Annotated in this window: 15 protein-coding genes and 1 tRNA gene; 9 read left to right on the top strand and 7 right to left on the bottom strand. The window is 70.9% G+C overall.

Features of this window, described 5'->3' with window-relative positions; translation table 11 throughout:
- Positions 1 to 20: 20 nt before the first annotated feature.
- Positions 21 to 512 (bottom strand): RidA family protein, encoded by a 492-nt coding sequence (locus IF83_RS0110600; RefSeq protein WP_030543840.1) that lies wholly within the window; start codon positions 510 to 512, stop codon positions 21 to 23.
- Positions 509 to 667: a DUF4177 domain-containing protein gene (locus IF83_RS33685; RefSeq protein ID WP_158711028.1), complete on the bottom strand. Its 159-nt coding sequence runs from the start codon at positions 665 to 667 to the stop codon at positions 509 to 511. Before IF83_RS33685 ends, IF83_RS0110600 begins: the two co-directional genes overlap by 4 nt.
- Before the next feature lie 72 nt (positions 668 to 739).
- Here IF83_RS33685 and IF83_RS0110590 point away from each other — a divergent pair, with 72 nt between their 5' ends.
- Complete coding sequence (locus tag IF83_RS0110590) at positions 740 to 1,729, top strand: ArsA family ATPase (RefSeq protein WP_030543839.1); 990 nt, start codon at positions 740 to 742, stop codon at positions 1,727 to 1,729.
- Positions 1,726 to 3,174, top strand: coding sequence for an ArsA family ATPase (locus IF83_RS0110585; RefSeq protein WP_078843342.1), 1,449 nt, complete (start codon positions 1,726 to 1,728; stop codon positions 3,172 to 3,174). The genes IF83_RS0110590 and IF83_RS0110585 overlap by 4 nt, the downstream gene beginning before the upstream one ends.
- On the opposite strand, the gene IF83_RS0110580 is transcribed toward IF83_RS0110585, so the two are convergent.
- On the bottom strand, positions 3,156 to 3,488 hold the full coding sequence (locus tag IF83_RS0110580; RefSeq protein ID WP_208605866.1) for a WhiB family transcriptional regulator: 333 nt from the start codon (positions 3,486 to 3,488) through the stop codon (positions 3,156 to 3,158). The genes IF83_RS0110585 and IF83_RS0110580 overlap by 19 nt on opposite strands.
- Positions 3,489 to 3,874: 386 nt before the next feature.
- On the opposite strand from IF83_RS0110580, the gene IF83_RS0110575 reads away from it, so the two are divergent.
- Positions 3,875 to 6,106 (top strand): transglycosylase domain-containing protein, encoded by a 2,232-nt coding sequence (locus IF83_RS0110575; protein WP_030543836.1) that lies wholly within the window; start codon positions 3,875 to 3,877, stop codon positions 6,104 to 6,106.
- A gap of 161 nt (positions 6,107 to 6,267) precedes the next feature.
- Here IF83_RS0110575 and IF83_RS0110570 read toward each other — a convergent pair whose 3' ends face one another.
- Positions 6,268 to 6,735, bottom strand: a complete 468-nt coding sequence (locus tag IF83_RS0110570; protein ID WP_030543835.1) for a GatB/YqeY domain-containing protein — start codon at positions 6,733 to 6,735, stop codon at positions 6,268 to 6,270.
- A gap of 187 nt (positions 6,736 to 6,922) precedes the next feature.
- Here IF83_RS0110570 and IF83_RS0110565 point away from each other — a divergent pair, with 187 nt between their 5' ends.
- The 4 genes from IF83_RS0110565 (at position 6,923) to IF83_RS0110550 (ending at position 11,736) form a co-directional block, all read left to right on the top strand.
- Positions 6,923 to 7,855, top strand: coding sequence for a metallophosphoesterase (locus tag IF83_RS0110565; protein WP_030543834.1), 933 nt, complete (start codon positions 6,923 to 6,925; stop codon positions 7,853 to 7,855).
- Positions 7,856 to 8,042: 187 nt separating this feature from the next.
- Positions 8,043 to 8,116, top strand: a tRNA-Pro gene (locus IF83_RS0110560).
- A 200-nt stretch (positions 8,117 to 8,316) separates the two neighbouring features.
- Positions 8,317 to 9,771 carry an FG-GAP-like repeat-containing protein gene (locus IF83_RS0110555; protein WP_030543833.1) on the top strand — a complete coding sequence of 485 codons (1,455 nt, stop codon included), beginning with the start codon at positions 8,317 to 8,319 and terminating at the stop codon, positions 9,769 to 9,771.
- A gap of 1,131 nt (positions 9,772 to 10,902) precedes the next feature.
- Positions 10,903 to 11,736 carry a PIG-L family deacetylase gene (locus IF83_RS0110550; protein ID WP_030543832.1) on the top strand — a complete coding sequence of 278 codons (834 nt, stop codon included), beginning with the start codon at positions 10,903 to 10,905 and terminating at the stop codon, positions 11,734 to 11,736.
- Between the two features lie 648 nt (positions 11,737 to 12,384).
- On the opposite strand, the gene IF83_RS0110545 is transcribed toward IF83_RS0110550, so the two are convergent.
- Positions 12,385 to 13,326, bottom strand: a complete 942-nt coding sequence (locus IF83_RS0110545) for a LysR family transcriptional regulator (protein WP_030543831.1) — start codon at positions 13,324 to 13,326, stop codon at positions 12,385 to 12,387.
- Positions 13,327 to 13,411: 85 nt separating this feature from the next.
- Between IF83_RS0110545 and IF83_RS0110540 the strand changes: the two genes are divergently transcribed.
- A complete protein-coding gene (locus IF83_RS0110540; RefSeq protein WP_030543830.1) occupies positions 13,412 to 14,311 on the top strand; it encodes a PhzF family phenazine biosynthesis protein in 900 nt (299 codons plus the stop codon).
- Positions 14,312 to 14,406: 95 nt separating this feature from the next.
- Positions 14,407 to 14,766 (top strand): methyltransferase domain-containing protein, encoded by a 360-nt coding sequence (locus IF83_RS30095; protein WP_051722634.1) that lies wholly within the window; start codon positions 14,407 to 14,409, stop codon positions 14,764 to 14,766.
- A 44-nt stretch (positions 14,767 to 14,810) separates the two neighbouring features.
- Here IF83_RS30095 and IF83_RS0110530 read toward each other — a convergent pair whose 3' ends face one another.
- Positions 14,811 to 16,340 carry a potassium/proton antiporter gene (locus tag IF83_RS0110530; RefSeq protein WP_030543829.1) on the bottom strand — a complete coding sequence of 510 codons (1,530 nt, stop codon included), beginning with the start codon at positions 16,338 to 16,340 and terminating at the stop codon, positions 14,811 to 14,813.
- A 51-nt stretch (positions 16,341 to 16,391) separates the two neighbouring features.
- Complete coding sequence (locus IF83_RS0110525) at positions 16,392 to 16,685, bottom strand: DUF3040 domain-containing protein (protein ID WP_030543828.1); 294 nt, start codon at positions 16,683 to 16,685, stop codon at positions 16,392 to 16,394.
- Between the last annotated feature and the right edge of the window lie 189 nt (positions 16,686 to 16,874).

The following is a 16,874-nucleotide window of genomic DNA, read 5'->3' as shown; positions in this document are numbered from 1 at the left end:
CGGACAGCGAGAGCGAGCGGTCAGCCCGCCGCGGCCCCGGCGTCCGCGCCGTCCTCGACCTCGACCTGGATCTCGACCTCGACGGGCGCGTCCAGCGGCAGCACCGCCACCCCGACCGCGCTCCGCGCGTGCACGCCCTTCTCGCCGAGCACCTCGCCCAGCAGCTCGCTGGTGCCGTTGATGACACCCGGCTGGCCGGTGAAGTCCGGGGCGGAGGCGACGAAGCCGGTGACCTTGACGACACGGACGACGCGGTCGAGGTCACCGATCACGGACTTGACCGCCGCCAGCGCGTTCAGCGCGCAGGTGCGGGCCAGCTCCTTGGCCTCCTCGGCGGTGACCTCCGCGCCGACCTTGCCGGTCAGCGGCAGCTTGCCCTCGACGAGCGGCAGCTGCCCGGAGGTGTGGACGTAGCGCCCGGTCCGCAGGGCCGGGATGTACGCGGCGACCGGCGCGGCCACGCCGGGCAGCGTCAGCCCGAGTTCCGCGAGCCTGTCCTCGACAGCGCTCATGCGCTCTTCTCACGCTTCAGATAGGCCACGAGCTGTTCCGTATTGGGGCCCGGTACGACCTGGACGAGTTCCCAGCCGTCCTCGCCCCAGGTGTCGAGGATCTGCTTGGTGGCATGGACGAGCAGCGGCACGGTCGCGTATTCCCACTTGGTCATGGTGGTGACTGTAATGCCTGCGACACCCGGGCTCGTGCGTAGCCCGTGCCCCGACTGGTTAGGCTCCCATGCATGAGCAGGCTCCACGTCGTCAGCGGCAAGGGCGGTACCGGGAAGACCACGGTCGCCGCGGCCCTCGCGCTCGCCCTGGCCGAGGAGGGGCGGCGGACGCTGCTGGTCGAGGTGGAGGGCCGGCAGGGCATCGCGCAGCTCTTCGAGACGGACGCCCTGCCCTACGAGGAACGCAAGATCGCGGTCGGCCCGGGCGGCGGCGAGGTGTTCGCCCTGGCCTTGGACGCCGAGCGGGCCCTGCTCGACTATCTGCAGATGTTCTACAAGCTCGGCGGCGCCGGCCGGGCGCTGAAGAAGCTCGGCGCGATCGACTTCGCCACGACCATCGCGCCGGGGCTGCGGGACGTCCTGCTGACCGGCAAGGTGTGCGAGGCGGTCCGCCGCAAGCGGAAGAACGGCCGCCCCGTCTACGACCACGTGGTCATGGACGCCCCGCCGACCGGCCGCATCACCCGCTTCCTGAACGTCAACGACGAGGTCGCCGGGCTGGCCCGGGTGGGCCCCATACACAACCAGGCGCAGGCCGTGATGCGGGTGCTGAAGTCCCCGGAGACGGCCGTCCACCTGGTGACGCTGCTGGAGGAGATGCCCGTCCAGGAGACGGTGGACGGGGTGGCGGAGCTGCGTGCCGTCTCGCTGCCGGTGGGCGGGATCTTCGTCAACATGGTCAGGCCGCCGCTGCTCGGCGAGGAGGAGCTGCGCCGGGCCGCGGACGGTGAGCGGCAGGCGGTCGCCAAGGCGCTGTCCCGGGCCGGCCTCGGCGGTGCCCGCCGCGGCGGACTGGCCGAGCGGCTGGTCGACCCGCTGCTGGAGCAGGCCCGGGAGCATGTCGCCCGGGTCCGGCTGGAGCAGGCGCAGCGCAAGGAGATAGCCGGCCTGGGACTGCCCTCCCCCGAACTGGAGTTTTTGGACGAGGGCGCGGACATCGCCGGTCTCTACCGGCTGGCGAAGGACATACGGAAGCAGGGAGTGCCGGGGGTGGCCGGATGAGCGGCGAGCGGCAGCGGCCGGGAAGCGGCACCGGGCACTCGGTCCTCGACGGTCCGGTGCCCCGGCTGGACACGGACGCCCTCCTGGACGACCCGGAGACGCGCATCATCGTGTGCTGCGGCTCGGGTGGCGTGGGCAAGACGACGACGGCGGCCGCCCTGGGCGTGCGGGCCGCGGAGCGCGGGCGCAGGGTCGTGGTGCTCACGATCGATCCGGCCCGGCGGCTGGCCCAGTCGATGGGCATCGCCTCGCTCGACAACATCCCGCGCCGGGTGGAGGGCATCTCCGCCGGGCACGCCGGAGGGGCCGGAGAAGCCGGGGCGACCGGAGAAGCCGGAGCTCCCGGGGAGCTCCACGCCATGATGCTCGACATGAAGCGCACGTTCGACGAGATCGTCGAGGCGCACGCCGACCCCGAGCGCGCGCGGGCGATCCTGGCGAACCCCTTCTACCAGTCGCTCTCCGCCGGCTTCGCGGGCACGCAGGAGTACATGGCCATGGAGAAGCTGGGCCAGCTCCGGGCGCGCGACGAGTGGGACCTGATCATCGTGGACACCCCGCCGAGCCGCTCCGCGCTGGACTTCCTGGACGCGCCCAAGCGGCTCGGCTCCTTCCTGGACGGCAAGTTCATCAGGGTGCTGATGGCCCCGGCGAAGGTCGGCGGCCGGGCGGGCATGAAGTTCCTCAACGCCGGCATGTCGGTGATGACGGGCACGCTCAGCAAGCTGGTGGGCGGCCAACTGCTGCGGGACGTCCAGACGTTCGTCGCCGCGATGGACACCATGTTCGGCGGCTTCCGCACCCGGGCCGATGCCACGTACCGGCTGCTGCAGGCGCCCGGTACGGCGTTCCTCGTGGTGGCGGCGCCGGAGCAGGACGCGCTGCGGGAGGCCGCGTACTTCGTGGAGCGGCTCGCCGCCGAGAAGATGCCGCTGGCCGGGCTGGTCCTGAACCGGGTGCACGGCAGCGGGGCCGACCGGATCAGCGCCGAGCGGGCCCTGGCCGCCGCGGAGGAACTCGAAGCGGAAAATCTTGAATACGGCCGCATCGGCGAGGATGACAGCGGGCAGACTGACGGGACCGGGACGGTTCCCGGCGATGCCCCGCGCACGCACTCCCCCGCCGCCGCGGACACCGCCGAGGGCGGCGGCCCCGACGGTTCGACGACGGCACAGCAGGCCGCAGCGCACACGACACCGGTTGACGCGACACCGGCGGACCCGATGCGGGACCCCACGGCGGAGCAGCTCGCCGCGAGGCTGCTGCGGCTGCATGCCGAGCGGATGCGGACGCTGGCCCGCGAGCAGCGCACACGGGAGCGCTTCACCACCGTCCACCCGGATGTGCCGGTGACGGAGGTGGCCGCATTGCCCGGCGACGTGCACGACCTGGCGGGGCTGCGGGCGATCGGCGAGCAGTTGGCGGGTCAGCCGGCGGCGGCGTAGTCCCCGGCCTCGATCTCCACGGGCAGCAGGCCCGAGCTCTGCTCGTACTCCGCGCGCGCGGTCTCCAGCAGCCGGCGCCACGACGTGACCGTCGGCCGCCGGCGCAGCAACGCCCTGCGCTCCCGCTCCGTCATTCCCCCCCAGACGCCGAATTCGACGCGATTGTCCAGAGCGTCGGCAAGGCACTCCGTGCGCACCGGGCAGCCGGTGCAGACGGCCTTGGCCCTGTTCTGGGCCGCTCCTTGAACGAACAGTTCATCCGGATCGGTAGTGCGGCAGGCTGCCTGCGCACTCCAGTCGGTTACCCAGCCCATGCTGGCGCCGTCCTCTCCCGAATCGAGGCTCCCCCACGGCGGCAGCGGCATATTCACCGTTGCCAGTTGAGGACGTTACGGAAGGTGGACAGAGCGCAACACCCCCAGCGGGCCCAATCTTGAATGGCCCGAACGGACTATGCGTACGCGGCAGATCACCCAACGGAGTGAGGTGGAGACATCCCGGAAATCCCGGCCGGATCAGGGCAGTTCGGGCTCACACTGACGCGAGGCGCGGGCCAGATGTCCGCATTCGCGGCAAATATCGCACCCAGGTGGGCAGAGAAGCGTACGCGAGGGCGGCGACGACAGCATGGTTACTCTTGTGATGAGCTTAGGCCAAGGGATGCGTACCTGTCCGGCGAATGAGAACGTAGGCTGCCTCCATGGCTAACAAGCGCCCCGGCGGTGGCCGCTCGACCACGCGACAGGCCGCCAAGTTCCTCGGTGTCAGTGTGCTCTCCGGAGCCGTGCTGGCCGGCATCGCGCTCCCGGCCGCCGGCGCGCTCGGTCTGGTGGCCAAGGGTTCGGTCGAGGGATTCGACGAGATCCCGGCCAATCTGAAGCGCCCGCCGCTGAGCCAGAAGACCAGCATCCTCGACTCCGAGGGCGGTCTGATCGCCACCGTCTACTCGCGCGACCGCACGGTGGTGCCGCTCAAGGACATCTCGCCGTACATGCGGAAGGCGATCGTCGCGATCGAGGACGAGCGTTTCTACGAGCACGGCGCGATCGACCTCAAGGGCATCCTCCGCGCCCTCAACAACAACGCCCAGGCGGGCGAGGTCTCCGAGGGCGCCTCGACGCTGACGCAGCAGTACGTCAAGAACGTCTTCGTCGAGGAGGCGGGCAACGACGAGGAGAAGTTCGCGGCCGCCACCCAGCAGACCCTCGGGCGCAAGATCAAGGAACTGAAGTACGCGATCCAGGTCGAGGAAGAGCTCGGCAAGAAGAAGATCCTGGAGAACTACCTCAACATCACCTACTTCAGCCAGCAGGCCTACGGTGTCGAGGCGGCGGCGAAGCGTTACTTCAGCAAGTCCGCCAAGGACCTGGAGCTGCAGGAGGCCGCGCTGCTGGCCGGCATCGTGCAGTCGCCCAGCCGCTGGGACCCGGTGGCCAACGGCGACCAGGCGCTCAAGCGGCGCAATCTCGTCCTCAACCGGATGGCCGAGCAGGGCCACGTCAGCAAGGACGAGGCCGCCGAGGCCAAGAAGAAGGACCTGGGCCTCGACGTCAGCAAGCCGCAGAACGGCTGCATCACCGCAGTGAACGGCGCCGGCTTCTTCTGCGACTACGTCCGCAGGGTCTTCCTCGGCAGCGAGGAGTTCGGCAAGACCCGCGAGGAGCGGAACAAGCGCTGGAACGAGGGCGGGATGACGATCCGCACCACCCTCGACCCCCAGGCCCAGAAGTCCGTGCAGGCGTCGGTCAAGAAGCACGTCTACCAGAGCGACGAGGTGGCCACCGCGGTCTCACTGGTCGAGCCGGGCACCGGCAAGATCCTCGGCATGGGCCAGTCCCGGCCGTACGGTCTCGCCAAGAACGAGACCACGATCAACTACTCGGTCAACAAGAGCATGGGCGACGGCATGGGCTACCAGCCCGGCTCGACGTACAAGCCGATCGTCGCGGCGGCCGCGCTGGAGCGGGGCGTCAACCCGTCGCGGTCGTACCCGTCGCCGTACGAGATGACCTACCCGAGCCCGGTGCCGAAGTGCGAGGGCCAGTGGTCGTCGGCGAAGCCGGTCAAGGTCGCGAACGAAAACGAGTCCGAGGTCGGCCCGTACGGGATGCGGGAGGCCACCGCGAAGTCGGTGAACACCTACTATGTGCAGCTGATCAGCGACATCGGCATCTGCCCGGTGGTCGAGATGTCGGAGAAGATGGGTATCGAACCGGCCGGCGGTGGCGAGCTCCGGCAGGTGCCGTCCATCACCCTGGGCGTCCAGGAGATGTCCCCGCTGACCATGGCCGCCGGGTACGCCGCCTTCGCGAGCCGGGGCACGTACTGCACGCCGGTCGCCATCGAGTCGATCAAGGACGCCAACGGCAAGTCCCTGGACGTCCCCAAGACCAAGTGCACCCGCGCGATGAGCGAGCGGACCGCCGACACGATCAACACCCTGCTGAAGGGCGTCGTCGAGGACGGCACGGGCACCAAGGCCGGTCTCAGCGGACGGGCCAGCGCGGGCAAGACCGGTACCACCGACAACCGGTACGCGGCCTGGTTCGTGGGCTACACCCCGAACCTGTCCGGCGCCGTCTGGGTGGGCGACCCGCGGCACCAGCGCAAGATGATCAACATCACCATCGGCGGCCGGCCCCACGACAAGGTCTTCGGTGGCAGCGTCCCCGGCCCGATCTGGCGGGACGCGATGTCCGGAGCGCTGGCGGGCAAGGAGGCGCCGGGCTTCGTCGAGGTGCCGATCGCCGACCCGCCGAAGAAGGACAAGGAGAAGGACGAGGACGACCGGAAGCCGGGCGACCGCTTCCCGGGCGGCGGCAACGGCGGCCTCATCGGCGGCGGCGGTGGCGGCACCGAGCCGAACCCGACGTTCTCCATCCCGGAGGGCTTCATCCAGGGTCCGGGCAACGGCCCCGGCGGACGCCGCTGATCGTCGTACGGAGCGGCTCAGTCTCGTGCGGAGCGGCTTTGCCTCGTGTGGCCCGGCTTCGCCGACCGCGCGAGGAAGAACCAGGACGAAAGCAGCAAGCAGCCCCGCTCTTCCCTCCGCAAGGAGGGGCGAGCGGGGCTTGCTCTCAGCCGCTCGGGCTCTCAGCCGGCGGCGAGCCGCTTCTTGACCTCGGCCGCCACCCGGCCGCCCTCGGCCCGGCCCGCGACCTTCGGGTTGACGATCTTCATCACGGCGCCCATGGCCCGCGGCCCCTCGGCACCGGCGGCCACGGCTTCCTTCACGGCGTCGTCGACGATGCCGGCCAGCTCCTCGTCGGACAGCTGCTGCGGCAGATACTCGGCCAGGACCTCGCCCTCGGCCCGCTCCCGGGCCGCCGACTCGGCACGACCGCCCTGCTCGAAGGCCTCCGCGGACTCGCGGCGCTTCTTCGCCTCGCGGGCGATCACCTTCTGCACCTCGTCGTCGGAGAGCTCGCGGGCGGAAGTGCCCGAGACCTCCTCCTTGGTGATCGCGGTGAGGGTCAGCCGGAGCGTGGAGGAGCGCAGCTCGTCGCGGGACCTGATGGCCGCGGTGAGGTCCTCCTGCAGGCGGTTCTTGAGCGTGGTCATGCCGTGAGTGTGCCAGGAGGGGCGCCGATCCGCCCAGCTCATTACCCCCGTCACTCCCGCCGCACCACCCTCGTCTCACCGCCCCCGTCCGGCCACACGCGACCACCGCGCCCACGGAGCGGGGGCCGCCCCGTCACACCGGCCGCCTCGTGGCACCGCACCGCTCCGGCTCTGCGACCATGGGGAGATGCGCGCGCGATACGCAGTACCCCTGGGAATCACGGCAGTCGGCGCGGCGGGAGTCGCCTACGCCGCCGGCTTCGAAGTCCGCTCGTTCCGGCTGCGGCGGGTGACGGTGCCCATCCTGCCGCGCGGGATGCGGCCGTTGCGCGTCCTGCAGGTCTCCGACATCCACATGGTCGCCGGGCAGCGGAAGAAGCAGCGCTGGCTGCGCGAACTGGCCGGGCTGCGGCCGGACTTCGTTGTCAACACCGGTGACAACCTCTCCGACCCGGACGGCGTGCCGGAGGTGCTGGACGCCCTCGGCCCGCTGATGGAGTTCCCGGGCACCTATGTCTTCGGCTCGAACGACTACTACGCGCCGCAGCTGCGCAACCCGGCCCGCTATCTGCTGGAGAAGGTCCGCGGAGAGCACGGGCTGAACGGCAAGAACGACCCGGCGATCGGCGTCCGCCGCAACCCCTGGGAGGGCATGCGGGACGCCTTCGACGCGGCCGGCTGGGTCGGCCTGTCGAACTCGCGCGGGCGGCTGAAGCTCGACGGCATCGAGATCGCCCTGACCGGCCTCGACGACCCGCACATCAAGCGGGATCGCTACGAGGAGGTCGCCGGCGGCCCGGAGCAGGACGCGGACTTCTCCCTCGCCCTGGTCCACGCCCCGTATCTGCGCACCCTCGACGCCTTCACGGAGGACGGCTATCCGCTGATCCTGGCCGGCCACACGCACGGCGGGCAGCTCTGCATCCCCTTCTACGGGGCCCTGGTCACCAACTGCGACCTGGACACCGAGCGGGTCAAGGGCCTCTCCACCCACCGGGCGGCGGGCAACACCGCGTACCTCCACGTCTCGGCCGGCTGCGGCACCAACCGCTACACCCCGGTCCGCTTCGCCTGCCCCCCGGAGGCGACGCTGCTGACGCTGGTGGAACGGCGGGACTGATCGGACATCCGGCCGGGCCGGCGGTCCGCGAGGCCCCCGGCCCGGGTCCCAGGCCTCCGGTCCGCCGGGCGCCACCGGGGCGGAGTCACCGGGCCGCCGGGGGCCTGGCCTGGACGGCCGCCGGACGGCACCGGGATATCGGATTTCTCCTGTGGCTCCGGGTCCGCTAAAGTAGAGCTCGTTGCTTCGGGGTGTAGCGCAGCTTGGCAGCGCGCTTCGTTCGGGACGAAGAGGTCGTGGGTTCAAATCCCGCCACCCCGACAGAGGTCAAAGGGCCTGGTGTGTAAGTGCACCAGGCCCTTTGCCGTGCGTACGGCAGCGGACTGTGACGGTGCCGCGTTGTTGGTCTTGTAAGGACCGATCATGCCGTGAGCCCGTGCACAACTCCGGGCGTGCACGGAAGATCCACCCACTGACGAGGGCTGCCCGCACGGCGTCCCGCCTGTTGCAGGAGAGTTTTGATGCGCAAGAACCTCCGCACCGCCCTGGCCGCAGCTGCGGCCGCCGCACTGACCAGCAGCCTGCTGGTGGTCACAGCCGGATCTTCCACGGCGGCCACCGCCAATGCCGATGACTTCAACGGCGACGGCTATCGCGATCTTGCGGTATCCGCCCCCGGCACGGTCGTCGGCGGCCACGACCAAGCTGGAGCGGTGGTCATCACCTACGGCTCGTCCAGTGGCCCGAAGAGCGGCAGGACCCAGATCGTCACTCAGAGCTCCAACGGTGTGCCCGGCGCTTTCGAAGAGGGAGACCGCTTCGGCGAAGCCACCACGTCGGGTGATTTCAACAACGACGGTTACGCAGACCTCGCTGTGGGAGCCCCGTGCGAGGACACCACGGCGGGCCTGGACACGGGTGAGGACACCGGAGCAGTCACGGTGCTGTGGGGCAGCGGCGCGGGGCTGACCGGCGGTACCGCGCTGAAGATCCCTCCGCTGTCCTATCCGACGGGCTATGGTCACGTCCTCACCAGCGGTGACTTCGACGGGAATGGCCGTCACGATCTCGCGGTCGGGCTGCACTGGGACAACTCCGTTTTCTTCTACCTGGGAGGAGCCACCAAGGGCAGCGCTCTCGGAGGCCGCACCGGTTTTGAGGTGACTCCCCTGAGCGATGTCGTCTCACTGGCGGCGGGTGACGTCAATGGTGACGGCAGTGACGACATCGTGATCGGCGGTCACGACAGCAGCAGGGACCTCTACAAGCAGTCCTTGTATCTGAAGCCGCTCGGCTCACTCCAGCCGGAGTATGCGGGTGACGTATCGCATGGCGCGAGTGCGGCTGTCGGAGACGTGGACGGAGACGGGTACGCCGACATCGTGACCGGCCACCCGTGGGATCAGCGGGCCTCGATGGCGGGCACGAGCCTGGGAGGCAACGTGTCCCTGACCTACGGTTCGGCGAACGGCCGTGACACCTCGCGTCCCACCGTGACCATCACTCAGAACACCGACGGAATCCCCGGCGTCTCAGAGGAAAGCGACAACTTCGGAAGCGCCGTGGCGCTCAACGACATTAACGGGGACGGCAGGGCCGACCTCGCCGTGGGCGCTCCACAGGAGTCCATTGGTAGCGCGGAGTTGACGGGCTCCGTCACAGTCATCCCCGGTTCCGCCGACGGTCTGGCCACCACCTCGGCATCCGCGTACAACCAGGGATCCACCGGCATCCCGGGCGCGGCCGAGGCCGGTGACCTGTTCGGGGATGCCGTGGCACTGACGGATACCAACGGTGACATGTTGGCCGACCTCGCCATTGGGGCTTCCGGGGAGAACACCTTCGACGGCGCTGTGTCGTCTCTCAGGGGGCATGCTTCGGGCCTGACCACCACGGGTGCGGTGAGCTTCGGAGCGGGCACTGCCGGTCTCGCCACCGACGGGTGGCCGGAGTTCGGGGTCGCCGTCACGGGCTGAAGCTCGCGCCACCACACGTACCCGTTCGGCCGGTGGCCGTGACTCCCGGCGATGAAGAGTGCCTACGGCAGCCCGCCCGTAGCCGGGCCGGGCAGCCGGTCCGGCTACGGCGACACCGCGCTCCATCAGGGTGCCGAGCGCCTCTGCGGGTTCCAGGAGCCGGTTCAACGGGCGCTGCGGTGACGTTCGCGTCGGGCCTATGGTGAAGTGGCTTCGCTTCGCAGCGCCTCCTCGCGGCCCGTCGCGCAGGCAAAGTTGTCGAGCAGGACGGTGACCGACCATGTTTCAACCGGACTCCGGGCGCGGCAAGCGCCGGCCCGTCCCCTGGCCGAGCTGAGCGCCGCCGCGGCGCCGGTCCGGGTGGAGGTCGTCGACGGGATCGCCGAGCGATTGCCGCTGCCCGACGCCTCGTTCGACGCCGGGTCGTCTGCCTCACGCTGTCGCCGCCGGGTTCACGGTCACCTCGCTGGAGACGTTCGACTTCCCCGAGATGCGCGTTCCCTCCCCGGCGGCCACCCACATCCTCGGCACCGCCGAGCGTCCCCGCCGGGCCGGTGTGCCGTGACCGTCCCCGGCGGCGACACGGCGGCGCGCCGGGGACTCCGGCGGTCCTGAGCCCCCGGGCCGCTGCCGGCTCCTTCTGCGCACCGCCGGTACTGGGGCCGCGTACGCCTCGACGATGGGCCTTCCCACAGGGTGGTCGGGGAGGGAACCGGGGCAGGTGGAGATCAACCTTTTCTCCGGCATCGGGCAGGCGCGGAGAGACGGGGGCGGGCCACATGCGCCGGCCGAGGTCGGACACGGTGTCGTCGATCCGCTCGGCGAGCACACCGTCGTCACCCACCAGATGACGCGGGGTGACCCAGTACACCGGGTCCGGCAGGTTGGGTCGGGAGCGGTCGCTGGAGCGGTGCCGGATGGTTATCGGATCCGACTGGCGCTGAGACGTGCAGCCGCGCCGGGAACAGCGGGTCCGGCCGGTGCTGTTGCATCGACCGAGGGACCGGTGCCGCACGGGCGAGGAACTCGGAGACCACACAGTCGTCCGCCCCGACAGGATCCGGGCCCCGGGATCGCGGTACGCCCGCCGCGCACTCGGACCACGACGCATTTCCGCAGGAGGACTGCTTGATGACCGACCGGCCCCTGACGCTCATGGCGGTGCACGCCCACCCCGACGACGAGGCCACCGGAACCGGAGGGGTCCTCGCGCGGTACGCGGCGGAAGGCATCCGCACGGTTCTCGTGACGTGTACCGACGGCGGTTGCGGTGACGGACCGGGGGGTGTCAAGCCGGGCGATCCCGGGCACGATCCGGCGGCCGTCGCATCGATGCGCCGCCAAGAACTCAGGGCGAGCTGTGACGTCCTGAAGGTCAGCGACCTGGAGATGCTGGACTATGCCGACTCCGGGATGACGGGCTGGCCGAGCAATGACGCCCCCGGATCCTTCTGGCAGACCCCCGTGGAGGAGGGCGCGGCCCGACTCGCGGAACTCATGCGGCACTACCGGCCCGATGTGGTCGTCACCTACGACGAGAACGGCTTCTACGGCCACCCCGACCACATCCAGGCCAACCGCATCACGATGGCGGCGCTGAAGATGACCGCGCTGACACCGAAGGTGTACTGGACGACGGCGCCCCGCTCGATGATGCAGCGGTTCGGCGAGATCATGCGCGAGTTGCATCCGGACATGCCGGAGCCGGATCCTGCCGAGGCCGCCGCGATGGCCGAGATCGGCCTCCCCGACGACGAGATCACCACGTGGGTGGACACCACCGCGTTCAGCGGCCAGAAGTTCGACGCGCTGGCCGCGCACGCCAGTCAGGGCGAGAACATCTTCTTCCTCAGGATGGGCAAGGAGAGGTTCGGCGAGTTGATGGGCATGGAGACCTTCGTACGCGTCCAGGACGCCACCGGCGCGGCCATACCCGAGAACGATCTCTTCGCCGGACTGCGCTGATCCCCTCATCCGGGGCGGAGCCCCGGTGAGTTCAGCCGGCCGGCACCGGCCACAGGTTCACCGAGTCCGACGGGAAGATCGTCTACCGGGTCGACCCCGGCCCACGTGAGGGTGGTGCGAGAACAGTGGAACAAGAGCGCTGCGACGAGTGCGGCAGCAAATTCGTCATCGGGCTCGGATGCGAATGTGCGCCGGGCTCGTCCGCGTCGGCACCCACGCGTCATGCAGGCACGTTCGTCAAGAGGGAGTGGCTTTCTCACCCGGACGACACGATCCTCATCTCCCCAACCCAGTACGCGCACAGGCCCGGCTGGTGCGACCACATGACCGAGGACGATGTGCGACCCCCGCGGTGGGGGTGGATCCCGACTCCTCCACCCGGGCTCTGGGAGCGGCTGAGCGGCGCTGCTCCGGCGATCGCCACCGCGGGCAACCCGGAGCGACGGGCCGTGCGACGGTGCACCGACTGTGAGGCGAACCTCGCGCAGGGCTGACCACCGCGAACTCACATTCGGGCGAGGGGATCGGTGGATACGCTCGCTGCGTCCCGGGTGCCGGTCAGTTCGGGGCGTTGACCGGGGACCGCGCCCGCCTGGCTCCAGCTGGGAGCGGGGTCCGTCTGAGGACGGGCGGTCGCCGGTCGTCCGTTCAGCGCTCTGCCGGTTGTGCCGTCGGCTGCGGATCGGGCAGGAGGCGTGCCAGTTCGTCGGCGACGACGCGGGCGGCCGGGGTGACCCAGCGCCGGCGGTGCCGGGTGAGCTGTACCGGCACCGGTTGCGTCTCCGGTCCGTGGACCACGGCCAGGAGCCCGTCACGCAGGTGTTGACGGACGGTCGCCCGCGGCAGTAGCGCGAGACCGAGTCCGGCGGCCACCAGGGAACGGGTGGCCTCGATGCTGCCGAACCGTGTGAGCCGGGGCTGCGAACCGGGCTGCGAACCGCACTGCGCGAGCAGAGTGCGCACGAGCCGGTCGCTGTACGAGCAGCCCTCCTCGTGCACGAAGAAGCTCTCCCCGGCCAGTGCTTCCCACCCCACGGTGCGCCCGGCGAGCCGGTGCTCGGGAGAGGCCACGTAGACCAGGGGTTCGTATGCGATGGGCCGCGCGATCAGGTCGGCGAGGTTCACCTCGGGCTCCAGGAGGAGCCCGATGTCGAGCCGCCCGGCGCCTAGGTCCTCCACGGCCGCCGCGCTGTCGACGGGACGCAGATGCACGTCGATGCGGGGATGGGTGCGCCGGAGCGAGGCGATAACCCGGGGCAGGCGCGACGCGCACAGCGACTCTCCCGCGCCGACGGCGACCTGACCCGCGACCATTCCGTCGTCGCCCGTGCCGTTCTCGGCCTCCGCCACGGCCCGCAGCCGCGCCTCGGCGTCGAGCATCGCCTCCGCCTCGATGAGCAGCCGTCGCGCCGTGCTGGTCGGCCGTGCGCCCGTGGGCAACCTGTCGAACAGCCGCGTGCCGAGGGTTCGTTCCAGTGAGCGGATCTGAACGGTGACCGTGGACTGGGCAAGGTGCAGTTCGGACGCGGCAGCCGTGAAGCTGCCGGTCTTCGCCAGGGCCACGAAGGTGCGCAGCAGTCTGGTGTCCACGAGAGGGATGGTATCGGATTCTTCGATCGTTCCCAGCGGAAAGAATCGTTGGCCACGATGGAGCGTCGAGTGCGACCGTTGAGCCATGACCGCACCCACGCCAGACGCCGCGCCTCGATCTTCCGCAGACACCGCCGAGGTTCTGCGGTACTCCGCCTTCACCACCGACCCCTCGGGTGGCAACCCGGCCGGTGTCGTTCTCGACGCGACAGCGCTCGACGACACGGCGATGCTCGCCGTCGCCGCCCGCATCGGCTACTCGGAGACCGCGTTCGTCACCGCGCGGGACGACGTGGCCCGCCGTTATGAGCTGCGCTACTTCAGTCCCCGCGCCGAAGTCGCCTTCTGCGGGCACGCCACGATCGCGACGGCCGTGGCGATGGCCGAGCGCGGCGGCCCCGGTGACTTCCTCTTCGACACCCGCGCGGGTGAGGTGCGCGTGGAGACGGCCGTGGGAGACGGGCCTCCTCGTGCCACCCTCCTCAGTGTTCCCGCCCACTCCCGCCCGGCCGGCGAAGCCGACGTCGAGCCGGTGCTGACGGCCCTGCGCTGGAGCCGGGACGACCTGGACCCGGCTCTGCCGCCCCACATCGCCTTCGCGGGCAACGACCACCTCGTCCTCGCCGCCGGCACACGCGAGAGGCTCGCGGCTCTCGACTACGACTTCGACGTGCTGGCCGAGTTGATGCGGCACCGCGGATGGACCACGGTCCATCTGGTGTGGCGCGAGGCCGCGGACCGGTTCGACTTCCACGCCCGCGACCCGTTCCCCGTCGGCGGTGTCGTGGAGGACCCGGCCACCGGCGCCGCGGCCGCCGCCTTCGGGGGTTATCTGCGGTCCCTCGGCCTGGTCCGGGAACCGACCCGGGTCCGCATCCGCCAGGGCCAGGACATGGGCCGCCCCAGCGACCTCGTCGTCGACGTGACGCACGACGACGCCCGGGTCCGTGTCACCGGTCAGGCCGTCCGGATCCCGGAGGAATGAGGGCGTGGTGGTCCCCTGGCCGGCGAACGCCGTGATGTCGGCCGTGAAGTGCCGTAGCCTCGGAACGCCGCTGCCGAACAGGACGGTGACCCACCATGACTCCACAGCCCGCTGGGCGCGGCAAGCGCCCCCTGGCCGAGCTGAGCGCCGCCGCGGCGCCGGTCCGGGTGGAGGTCGTCGACGGGATCGCCGAGCGATTGCCGCTGCCCGACGCCTCGTTCGACGCCGCGGTCGTCTGCCTCACGCTGTGTTCGGTGGACGATCCGCACGCCGCCCTCGCCGAGCTCCACCGCGTTCTGCGGGCCGGCGGGCAGCTCCGGTTCTTCGAGCACGTGCGCCGCCGGGTTCACGGTCACCTCGCTGGAGACGTTCGACTTCCCCGAGATGCGCGTTCCCTCCCCGGCGGCCACCCACATCCTCGGCACCGCCGAGCGCGCCGCCTAGCGCAGCCCTGAGCCGCTCGCCGAACCGGGGCGGCGAGCGGCGCGGCCCGGCGCCGTCACTCCGCCCCCGCCGGCGTCGCCGGCGCCGGTTCCGGGGAGCCGTACTCCCCGTGCCAGCGGGCGAGTCGGCCGCGCCGGCCGATGGCGCGGAGGCGGCGTTCCGCTGCCTCCCGGGTTTTCGGGGTGGTGACGAGCAGGAGTTCGTCCCCGGCCCGCAGCACGGTGTCGCGGTCCGGCGTGAGGGTGGTGCCGTCGCGGACGATCAGGGTGACGACCGTCGGCGGCGGCAGCCGCAGTTCGAAGACGGCGACGCCGTGCAGGCGGGATTCCGGCGGGATGGTCACGGTCAGCAGATCGGCGTCCAGGACGTCGAGCGGGGCGGTCTCGACCTCGATCTCGCGCAGCGCGCCGGTGCGTGCCAGGCCCAGCCGGCGGGCGATGGCGGGCAGGGCGGGGCCCTGGATGAGCGTGAACAGGACGACGAGGACGAACACGATGTTGAGCACGTCGCGGGCGCCCGCCACCCCCGCGACGATGGGGAAGGTGGCGAGCACGATGGGCACCGCGCCCCGCAGCCCGGCCCAGGAGATGAACGCCTGTTCGCGCCAGGAGACGCGGAACGGCAATAGGCAGACCAGGACGGAGACGGGGCGGGCGGCCAGCAGCAGGACGGATCCGATGATGAGCGCCGGAAGGATCGCGGAGGCCAGCTCACTGGGGTCGACGAGCAGTCCGAGCATGACGAACAGCCCGATCTGGGCCAGCCAGCCGGTGCCTTCGGCGAAGGAGCGGGTGGCGGCCCGGTGGGGCAGATCGGCGTTGCCGAGGACGAGGCCGGACAGGTAGGCCGCGATGATGCCGCTGGCGTTCACCGTGCCGGCGGCGGCGAAGGCGATGATGCCGAACGCGACGGTCGCCAGCGGGTAGAGGCCCGTGGCGGGCAGCGCGATGTGCCGCAGCGCGGCGGCGCCCAGTACGCCGGTCACCAGGCCGAACGTGCCGCCGACGGCCAGTTGGTAGAACAGGTCGCCCAGGATGGGGAGGGGGCCGGGCATCTCGGTGGTGGTCGCGGAGAAGATTAGGACCAGGATGATCGTCGGGGCGTCGTTGAAGCCGGACTCGGCCTCCACCAGCCCGGTCACCTTCTTCGGCAGCGGCAGGGCGCGCAGGACGGCGAAGACGGCGGCGGCGTCCGTGGAGGAGACGATCGCACCGAGCAGCACGGCCAGACGCCAGTCCATGCCCAGCAGCCAGTGCGCGCCGGCGGCCGTCACCACGACGGACACGGCCACGCCCGCGGTGGCCAGCACGCCGGCGGGGGCCAGCAGCCGTCTGACGTCGCTCCACTGCGTGGTCAGACCTCCCTCGACGAGGATGACCGCCAGGGCCGCGGTGCCCAGCGCCTGGGCCAGTTGGGCATCGTCGAACTGCAGGCCGAGCCCGTCCTCGCCGGCGATGACGCCCACCGCGAGGAACAGCAGCAGACTGGGCAGGCCGACGCGGTGGGCGGTGCGCGCGGCGGCGATGCTGGCCAGCAGCACCGTGCCGCCGATCAGCAGGGTCAGGTACAGCTCGGCCAGGGTCATCGAACGGTCCTCGCGCCGTCCGCGGACGCCGGCACCCGGACATCGTCGGGGTCACCGCCGAGGTCGTGGCCGCGGAGGATGCCTCCGGGCGTCCCGCTCGGGGTCGAGCAGTTCCCCGGCCATACCGGCGAGGACCAGCCCGGTGGCGAGGAGGAGCCCGTGGGCCAGGGCAATGCCCGCACCCAGCATGGCCAGGGCTGCGACGAGAAGCAGCCAGGGCCAGGGCTTCCGGTACTCGCGCGGACGGCAGGGGCGGCCGGCACCGAGGGCGTGCGCGAACCGGGGATCCTCGCGGTGGAGGCGCGCCTCGATCTCGCCGAGAAGCCGTTCATCGGAACCAGGCATGCCGGCCTCCTCCCGGCTCGGGACGGGGGGCGGGCATCACGGTCAGTGGTACGGGCCATCTGCTCTCCTTGCGGGGTCGGGACATCACGATCACACCGGAACGAGGCGACGCGGCCGCACCCGCGCGGCCGGCGGAGCGGCGGTGAGCATCGCCGTCAGCCGCACCGTTCACGGTCCGGGGCCACGGGG

It is taken from the genome of Streptomyces albus subsp. albus, assembly GCF_000719865.1.
GTDB lineage: Bacteria > Actinomycetota > Actinomycetes > Streptomycetales > Streptomycetaceae > Streptomyces > Streptomyces albus_E.
This window is presented reverse-complemented; position numbering and strand designations above follow the sequence as displayed.

Coding starts and splice junctions, on each gene's coding strand:
- IF83_RS0110600 (WP_030543840.1), bottom strand. CDS start 512: ATGAGCGCTGTCGAGGACAGGCTCGCGGAACTCGGGCTGACGCTGCCC.
- IF83_RS33685 (WP_158711028.1), bottom strand. CDS start 667: ATGACCAAGTGGGAATACGCGACCGTGCCGCTGCTCGTCCATGCCACC.
- IF83_RS0110590 (WP_030543839.1), top strand. CDS start 740: ATGAGCAGGCTCCACGTCGTCAGCGGCAAGGGCGGTACCGGGAAGACC.
- IF83_RS0110585 (WP_078843342.1), top strand. CDS start 1,726: ATGAGCGGCGAGCGGCAGCGGCCGGGAAGCGGCACCGGGCACTCGGTC.
- IF83_RS0110580 (WP_208605866.1), bottom strand. CDS start 3,488: ATGGGCTGGGTAACCGACTGGAGTGCGCAGGCAGCCTGCCGCACTACC.
- IF83_RS0110575 (WP_030543836.1), top strand. CDS start 3,875: ATGGCTAACAAGCGCCCCGGCGGTGGCCGCTCGACCACGCGACAGGCC.
- IF83_RS0110570 (WP_030543835.1), bottom strand. CDS start 6,735: ATGACCACGCTCAAGAACCGCCTGCAGGAGGACCTCACCGCGGCCATC.
- IF83_RS0110565 (WP_030543834.1), top strand. CDS start 6,923: ATGCGCGCGCGATACGCAGTACCCCTGGGAATCACGGCAGTCGGCGCG.
- IF83_RS0110555 (WP_030543833.1), top strand. CDS start 8,317: ATGCGCAAGAACCTCCGCACCGCCCTGGCCGCAGCTGCGGCCGCCGCA.
- IF83_RS0110550 (WP_030543832.1), top strand. CDS start 10,903: ATGACCGACCGGCCCCTGACGCTCATGGCGGTGCACGCCCACCCCGAC.
- IF83_RS0110540 (WP_030543830.1), top strand. CDS start 13,412: ATGACCGCACCCACGCCAGACGCCGCGCCTCGATCTTCCGCAGACACC.
- IF83_RS30095 (WP_051722634.1), top strand. CDS start 14,407: ATGACTCCACAGCCCGCTGGGCGCGGCAAGCGCCCCCTGGCCGAGCTG.
- IF83_RS0110530 (WP_030543829.1), bottom strand. CDS start 16,340: ATGACCCTGGCCGAGCTGTACCTGACCCTGCTGATCGGCGGCACGGTG.
- IF83_RS0110525 (WP_030543828.1), bottom strand. CDS start 16,685: ATGCCTGGTTCCGATGAACGGCTTCTCGGCGAGATCGAGGCGCGCCTC.